At 36.9% G+C, this 6,704-nt stretch carries 7 protein-coding genes and 1 pseudogene; 5 read left to right on the top strand and 3 right to left on the bottom strand.

Translation table 11 applies throughout. The features are described from left to right. Positions 1 to 1,009, top strand: a protein-coding gene (locus tag ACINWC141_RS15770; RefSeq protein ID WP_155757872.1) for an IS3 family transposase whose coding sequence is annotated in 2 segments (ribosomal slippage) — positions 1 to 186 and positions 186 to 1,009 — 1,010 coding nt annotated over the 2 segments. Because the reading frame shifts where the segments join, the coding sequence is not laid out codon by codon here. This gene is flagged as partial in the annotation. Positions 1,010 to 1,047: 38 nt separating this feature from the next. Here ACINWC141_RS15770 and ACINWC141_RS15765 read toward each other — a convergent pair. Together ACINWC141_RS15765 and ACINWC141_RS15760 are read right to left on the bottom strand one after the other, a co-directional pair. After that, a pseudogene (locus ACINWC141_RS15765) lies at positions 1,048 to 1,440 on the bottom strand (IS5-like element ISAba12 family transposase); the annotation flags it as partial. Positions 1,441 to 1,553: 113 nt separating this feature from the next. Then, positions 1,554 to 2,594 carry an AraC family transcriptional regulator gene (locus ACINWC141_RS15760; RefSeq protein ID WP_009392828.1) on the bottom strand — a complete coding sequence of 347 codons (1,041 nt, stop codon included), beginning with the start codon at positions 2,592 to 2,594 and terminating at the stop codon, positions 1,554 to 1,556. A 168-nt stretch (positions 2,595 to 2,762) separates the two neighbouring features. Here ACINWC141_RS15760 and ACINWC141_RS15755 point away from each other — a divergent pair, with 168 nt between their 5' ends. The 4 genes from ACINWC141_RS15755 to ACINWC141_RS15740 are packed head-to-tail and all read left to right on the top strand — an operon-like array spanning position 2,763 to position 6,589. Then, positions 2,763 to 3,083 carry a 2Fe-2S iron-sulfur cluster-binding protein gene (locus tag ACINWC141_RS15755; protein ID WP_009392826.1) on the top strand — a complete coding sequence of 107 codons (321 nt, stop codon included), beginning with the start codon at positions 2,763 to 2,765 and terminating at the stop codon, positions 3,081 to 3,083. Positions 3,084 to 3,098: 15 nt separating this feature from the next. Then, positions 3,099 to 4,499 carry a cytochrome P450 gene (locus ACINWC141_RS15750; RefSeq protein ID WP_009392829.1) on the top strand — a complete coding sequence of 467 codons (1,401 nt, stop codon included), beginning with the start codon at positions 3,099 to 3,101 and terminating at the stop codon, positions 4,497 to 4,499. A gap of 28 nt (positions 4,500 to 4,527) precedes the next feature. Next, positions 4,528 to 5,763, top strand: coding sequence for an NAD(P)/FAD-dependent oxidoreductase (locus ACINWC141_RS15745; RefSeq protein ID WP_009392827.1), 1,236 nt, complete (start codon positions 4,528 to 4,530; stop codon positions 5,761 to 5,763). Between the two features lie 28 nt (positions 5,764 to 5,791). Next, the gene (locus tag ACINWC141_RS15740) at positions 5,792 to 6,589 is read left to right on the top strand and encodes a thioesterase family protein (RefSeq protein ID WP_009392830.1); all 798 of its coding nucleotides are present in this window, start codon (positions 5,792 to 5,794) and stop codon (positions 6,587 to 6,589) included. Here ACINWC141_RS15740 and ACINWC141_RS19850 read toward each other — a convergent pair. Continuing rightward, on the bottom strand, positions 6,540 to 6,704 hold a 165-nt coding region (locus tag ACINWC141_RS19850; protein ID WP_141399881.1), incomplete at its 5' end, for an IS3 family transposase. The genes ACINWC141_RS15740 and ACINWC141_RS19850 overlap by 50 nt on opposite strands.

Below are 6,704 nucleotides of genomic sequence, written 5' to 3'. Positions count from 1 at the left end.
CTGTAGCGACCCTTTGCCGTGAACACGGCATGAGTAATGCTACCTTTTATAAATGGCGTGCCAAATATGGTGGTATGGATACATCATTAATGGCTCGACTGAAAGAGCTAGAAGCCGAAAATACCAGACTTAAAAAGATGTATGCGGAAGAGCGATTAAAGGCCGAAATCATCCAGGAAGCGATGGCAAAAAAGTGGTAAAGCCATCTTGCCGGCGTAAGATGGCACAACAGGCAGTTGCCCAGCATGCCATTAGTATTCGTTTGGCTTGTAAAGCATTTGGCATTAGTGAAACCTGCTACCGCTATCAAGCCAAACTCAGCGATGACAATGCACTCATTGCTGAACAGCTCATTGAACTCACTGAGGAAAATTCCGATTGGGGCTTTGGTTTGTGCTTCTCGTATTTACGGCATGTTGAGAGTTGCTGCTGGAATCACAAGCGGGTTTACCGCATTTACTGTGAGTTGGCACTGAATCTGCGTATTAAACCGAGAAGAAGACTAAAACGGCATGCGCCTGAACCATTGAAAGAACCAATCCGAGAAAATCAGGTTTGGTCATTAGATTTTATGCATGATCAGCTTTCCGATGGTCGCAAGTTTCGATTATTGAATGTGATTGATGATTACCGCCGCGAAGGCCTAGCCATTGAAGCAGGGTTCTCATTGCCCACAATCAGGGTTATTCGTACGTTGAATCAATTGCTGGAGTGGAGAGAAAAACCGTTAGTGATCCGATGCGATAATGGTCCCGAATTTATCAGTCACGAATTTGTGCGCTGGGCTACTGAGCACGGTATTCGTATTGAATATATTCAACCGGGTAAGCCACAGCAGAATGCGTATATTGAACGCTATAATCGGACCATACGTTATAGTTGGCTGAGCAAGCATTTATTTGATACTTTGGATGAAGTACAAGATTATGCAACAAACTGGTTGTGGCATTACAACCATGAAAGACCACATCAAGCTAACAAAGGAAAGCCACCTCTAATGGCTGCTTAACCTCTACTTTTAACTTCGGTTATTTATGGGAGGATTACCCCCTCACCTAGAAACTTCATGCCTGTAGAGTCCATGAGTAGATGCAGCCCATCGCTACTTTTTTGGTAGCTGATTACAATATCAATATGCTTTTGTCTTCTACAAAGCGTGGTGTAATCTGGAGCTATCCAATTTAATCCGCAAAGTTTAATCAGACTTTGCACAAAGCCAGTGACCATACGTAAAGACAGACGGAATAAGGATTTAATCATTAAGCAGCATTGGATAGCTGCGTCGGAGTAGGTTTGATTTCGCCCTTGTTTACCGATGGACGGAGCATACCATTGCGTAGCAGGATCAAACCAAATGGCAATATTTCCGCGACTCATGAGTGCTCGGTTATATGCGGGCCAATTGGTTGTGCGGTAGATTTTGTGTGCAGGCTTCTTCATTTGAAAATTATATCGCTGAAAAACCCTTTACAGATAGGTTTGTGCAACAAAGCCTATGCTAGTTACAGTTTTTAAAAATAGATTAACTTTCCTTTCTAAGTATCATATTTGCCTTAAGTTTTTTTCAACACATTGCGATATTCAGTTGGAGTTAATTTAAACCATCTTTTAAAAGCACGCCTAAAATTAGTACTATCATGAAAGTTTAGCAATGATGCAATTGCAGCGATCGAGAGATTATCTTCTTTTAAGTATTCAATAGCTTGTCGAGATCTTACATCATCTACAATAGATTGATAGCGAGTGCCTTCGATCTTCAATTTTCTAGCTAATGTACGTTTGCTAATAAATAACTCAGATGCAATAAATTCTTCGGTAATCGTTTTACTTGGATTTGATAAAATGATTCGTTGAACTTTGTTAGTATAAGAATCCTTTTCGCTTTTAAGCTGTTTAATAAGTTTTTCACATTGCTCAAGTGCGAGACGATATATATTTTTATCAGCTGAAGGATTGATTATTTGACAGATATGAAATGGAATGTGCATCGCTGTCTGAATTGATGCAAAGTTGATAGGTGCATTAAATATATGATGATACAGATCTAAATCTTTTCGAGAAGCATGTTCAAAATAAATTATTACTTCATTTGGTTTTCTTCCAATTATAAACTCAATACTTTCATATAGAATGACCATGCATATTTCTGAAAGTAGTCTCTTTACATCTAAAGGTAAATTGACTAAAAAATTCAGCTCACATTTTATCAAATCACGCTCCTGTTTAAGTGATACTCGACCAAAACTTAAACGAGTTGGCATATACTTTTGAAAAGCTTCTAAAACTCCAACTAAATTCGGACTGTTATTGACAACAAAACCCATTAAACCATGTGTTGCAGGAGTTAACCTTTGCCCTAATTTTAGACCTAGGTTGGGATCGCAAGATATGAAAGATGCATTAGTTAAAATTTGAATAAATTGATATGCATTCACCATTCTATCTGCTTGCATAATTTCTTTTGTAGTTAATTGAGTAGACTCTAATAATTGCGCAAATTCTCTTATAGATAAGCCTAGTTCACGTCCAATGATTCTGACGTAATTTGAAGGAATATTGTTTTCAAGAAAATTCTGTTCGAGACTTACTTCCATATAAAAGTCCTTGCTAATTATTCTTTATCCAAAGTTTAAGATAGCAAAATAAAAAAAAATTGAATATCCAAATGTCTTTTTATAACCCTGGATTGTCTTTTTAAGACCTTATTTAGCGTATCTAAAGTATTTAGATTTATAAGAATCAAAATACCTAAGGAAAGGATAATGGGACAAATTATTTTTATAGAACATGATGGATCTGAACATATCGTAGATTTAGAGGCAGGCAAAAGCTTAATGCAGCTCGCGGTGAATAATGGTGTTCCAAGTATTGACGGAGACTGTGGAGGAGAGTGTGCTTGCGGGACCTGTCATGTCATTTTGGAAAATAAATGGATTTCAAAATTAGGTATGGCTTCGCCAAATGAATTACAAATGCTTGATCTAACTCCTGAGAAATCCCATAACTCACGATTGGCTTGCCAAGTTTTCGTTGAAGAAACCATGGATGGAATGAAGGTTGTACTGCCTGAATTCCAAATGTAGGAAAAGGAGAATACTATGACTAACTTTTCAGAAGCTGCCAAAATTTTACAAGACACTATAAAAGATAAAGTCTCAGCTATAGTTCCTATGGATTTGCAGGTAAAAGGCCTTCATTTTTATAAAAAAACTAAAAATAAATTTATAGATGAGGGATTTAATTTTCAATTCGTTGAAAAACCAATTCCTGAAGTTGATACAGTTGAACTTCAAGAGATTGATTTAAGTAATCCATTTCTATTTAGACAACATAAATGGTTGTCATACTGCAAACGTTTACGTGATGAAGCTCCTGTACATTATCAAGCAAACAGTATTTTTGGTCCTTATTGGTCTATTACAAGATATAAAGATATTGTAGAGGTTGATAAAAATCATGAAGTATTTTCTGCTGAGCCTGCGATTGTCATAGGGAAACCACCAATTGACGTAGAAATGTTTATTGCTATGGATCCTCCTAAGCATGATTCTCGTAGAAAAGCTGTCCAATCCGTAGTGGCGCCTAAAAACTTAAAAGAAATGGAATCACTGATTCGAAGTAGAACGGTCGAGGTGCTAGAAAGTCTTCCAATTGGAGTACCTTTCAATTGGGTTGAACGAGTTTCCATGGACTTAACAGCTAAAATGCTTGCTACCTTGTTGGACTTTCCATATGAAGATCGAAAAAAGTTAATTTATTGGTCTGATCTTCTGTCATCCGCATCATTTAGCACTGGTGGGAATGGAGATATAGATGAGATGTTTGTCGGGGCGACAGACATGGCTAAAAGCTTTATGCATTTATGGCATGACAAAGCAGCTAGATTACAAGCAGGCGAAACACCAGGTTTTGATCTTATTACACTCATGCAAATGAGTGACGACACCAAAGATATGATTAAGCGCCCAATGGAATATATTGGTAATCTTGTTTTGTTAATTGTAGGTGGTAACGACACTACCCGTAACTCCATGAGTGGAGGTGTTCTAGCATTACATCAATTCCCAGAAGAATTTAAAAAGTTGAAAGAGAATCCAGCATTAATACCAAACATGGTTTCTGAGATAATTCGTTGGCAAACACCACTTGCTTATATGCGCCGAATCGCTAAAAAGGACACGATGATTAATGGTCAATTTATCCGAAAAGGCGATAAATTGGTGATGTGGTATGCATCAGGTAATTTTGATGAAAGAGCTATCGAAAATCCTGAACAATTCATAATTGACCGAAAAGATGCACGTAATCACCTTTCATTCGGCTTTGGCGTGCACCGATGTATGGGGAATCGCTTAGCTGAAATGCAACTTAAAATTTTATGGGAAGAAATTTTGAATCGATTCGATCGTATTGAGGTATTGGATGAGCCAGAAATAGTTCAATCTAACTTTGTGAGAGGCTATTCAAAATTAATGGTTAAACTAACTCAAAAACAATAACTGAAATTGGATTAGGGATGGAAGTGGTATGGATAACTTAAGAGTAGTTATTATAGGTGCCAGTCATGCTGGTGCACAGCTGAGTGCAAGTTTAAGACAAGAAGGCTGGTCAGGTGAGATTATACTCATCGGAGATGAGCCTTATCTTCCGTACCATCGTCCACCTTTATCTAAAACATTTTTGGCTGGTACGAAGTCTATTGAAGATATGTATATAAGACCAAAAACCTTTTATGAGAAAAATGATATTCAATTAGTAAATGGTCATGTTACAAAAATTGATCGCAAAACAAAAAATGTATATTTAGAGAATGGTGATCATATTGCTTACGACAAGCTTGCCATTTGTACTGGTGCAAGAGTACGTAAATTAGATATTAAAGGTAGCCATTTATCAGGCATACACTATGTACGCAATGCTCAAGATATTTTGGGATTACAAGTAAGCATAAAGTTGGTAAAAAATGCAGTGATTGTTGGAGGGGGGTATATAGGACTTGAGACTGCTGCATCTTTAAGAAAACTGGGAATAAATGTTACGGTTCTAGAGTACGCTCCTAAAATTTTACAGCGTGTTGCGGCTCCACAGATGGGTGATTTTTTTGACCGATTGCATCGAGAAGAAGGCGTTGAAATACTCACTAATATCAGGATTGCCGAAATAGCAGGCATACAAAGTGTGACAGGTATCTATCTGGAAAATGGACAATATATTGCTACGGAATTAGTCATCGTAGGAATAGGGGTTTTACCGAATGTTGAGCTGGCCGAAGAGGCGGGATTAAGTGTGAATAATGGTATTGAGGTCGATGAGTATTGTTATACAACTGATCCAAATATAATGGCGGTGGGTGATTGTGCGACATATATTAACTCCCATTATGAAAGACAAATTAGATTAGAGTCTGTTCCAAATGCAAATGATCAAGCTAAAGTTGCAGCAAAAAACTTATGCGATAAAAAAGAAAAATATCAGGTTATACCTTGGTTTTGGTCTGATCAATATGATGTCAAATTGCAGATCACAGGCCTAAATAATGGTTTTGACGAGGTTGTAATCAGAGGAGATATAGAGAGTTCACGGAGCTTTGCCTTATTTTATTTCAAGAAGAATGAAATGATTGCAGCGGATTGTGTAAACAGACCTTTAGAGTTCATGTTAAGTAAAAAAATCATTTCTGAAAAATTAGAAGTTTATAAAGAAAAATTGAGTAATGAAAATTTTGATCTTAAAGAGTCGATTGTGAGTTTGTACGTCCACTAATAAAATACTAAAGATAAGAGAAAGAGCTATGAGTACATTGACTACTTTATTTGACTCTCTAAGAGCTAATACACCTTGTGATTTACCATTAGATTGGTTACAAGGACGCACAGCCTACGGTGGTTTCTCAGCAGCATTAGGTCTCAAAGTTGCTGTAGATGCCAATCAAACTGAAAATGTAACTCTGCGAAGCGCGCAAATATCTTTTATAGGACCAATTACTGCAGATGTAATCTTTACACCAGAAATTTTGAGAATAGGCAAATCGGCGACATACGTTGGTGTAAAAGGGGTATCAGATAAATCGACAGTATTTCAAGCTACCTATATTTTCGGAAAAAATAGAGAAAGCGCTATTAACCATAATTTTATAGCCACTCCATATGTCATGAAACCCGATCAGTATTCCGAGTTGCCTCATAAATTAATCGTTCCCAATTTTTTTAAAAACTTTCATGTCCGTGTCGTAAGTAACTCCCTATTCTTTTCAGGAGGACCAAAACCAGAGTTAATCGCATGGGTTAGATTTAAAGATAAGCTTGAAATTGATGATGATATATCTCTACTTTTAATTGCTGATAGTTTACCACCAGCTTCAACCGTTTGTTCTAAAGAAGCTGCTCCTATTAGCTCTATGGATTGGTCATTTAATATCATTAATTCGAATATATGTACGGAGTGGTTATTATTAAGGTCAAATAGCCTTGTCTCTAAAAATGGGTACTCTTATCAAGTGATATACGCTGAATTATCAGGAGACTTTCCCTTGGGAGATTCTAGGCAGCCAACTTATAAAAGTCTTCGGCCATTTGATTTGGTGTCTTAAAACCCAAACCCTTTTGAATTCTTCGATGATTATAAAATAACTCAATGTATTTTATAATATCTGCTTTGGCTTCTTCTCTGGTTTGATAGTTGTAATGATGCACTAACTCATTTTT

Origin of the sequence: Acinetobacter sp. WC-141, assembly GCF_000313935.1 — a bacterium.
In the GTDB taxonomy this organism is placed as follows: domain Bacteria; phylum Pseudomonadota; class Gammaproteobacteria; order Pseudomonadales; family Moraxellaceae; genus Acinetobacter.
This window is presented reverse-complemented; position numbering and strand designations above follow the sequence as displayed.

What these genes read in the sequence shown, in the direction of transcription:
- ACINWC141_RS15745 (WP_009392827.1), top strand. Translation starts at nt 4,528, where the DNA reads ATGGATAACTTAAGAGTAGTTATTATAGGTGCCAGTCATGCTGGTGCA.
- ACINWC141_RS15755 (WP_009392826.1), top strand. Translation starts at nt 2,763, where the DNA reads ATGGGACAAATTATTTTTATAGAACATGATGGATCTGAACATATCGTA.
- ACINWC141_RS15750 (WP_009392829.1), top strand. Translation starts at nt 3,099, where the DNA reads ATGACTAACTTTTCAGAAGCTGCCAAAATTTTACAAGACACTATAAAA.
- ACINWC141_RS15760 (WP_009392828.1), bottom strand. Translation starts at nt 2,594, where the DNA reads ATGGAAGTAAGTCTCGAACAGAATTTTCTTGAAAACAATATTCCTTCA.
- ACINWC141_RS15740 (WP_009392830.1), top strand. Translation starts at nt 5,792, where the DNA reads ATGAGTACATTGACTACTTTATTTGACTCTCTAAGAGCTAATACACCT.